Below are 362 nucleotides of genomic sequence, written 5' to 3' on the forward strand. Positions count from 1 at the left end.
CGCCATGCTCAGTTGTCGCAGCAACACTGAGCGAACCAGCCAGTGGGCATGCCGCAGCTGCACTCATACTGCTGATTTCCCGCTGTCATGTGGTCATCGCAGTTGCCCTCAATGCCAGCACAACACCACGACAGAGTGGCTCAACAAACAGCAAGCTAAACTCCTGCCCGTGGAGTATTACATGGTGACGTTTACCTTGCCTTATGAGTTGCGAGTAACGGCTAAACATCAATCCGAGTTGATGTATCAAGCCATGTTCTCGGTGGCCGCCAGCGTGCTAAAAGACTTTGCTAAAAACTCAAAGCAACTCGGTGGTGATATTGGATTTACGGGCGTGCTGCATACCCATAACCGAAGGCGTG

General features: G+C 51.9%; 1 protein-coding gene. It reads left to right on the forward strand.

Going from position 1 to position 362, the window contains the following annotated elements; all coding sequences use genetic code 11:
- On the forward strand, positions 1-362 hold a 362-nt coding region (locus tag BCU91_RS08150), incomplete at both ends, for a transposase zinc-binding domain-containing protein (protein WP_198590451.1).

This window comes from Shewanella sp. 10N.286.52.B9 (assembly GCF_002873635.1).
Lineage (GTDB): Bacteria > Pseudomonadota > Gammaproteobacteria > Enterobacterales > Shewanellaceae > Shewanella.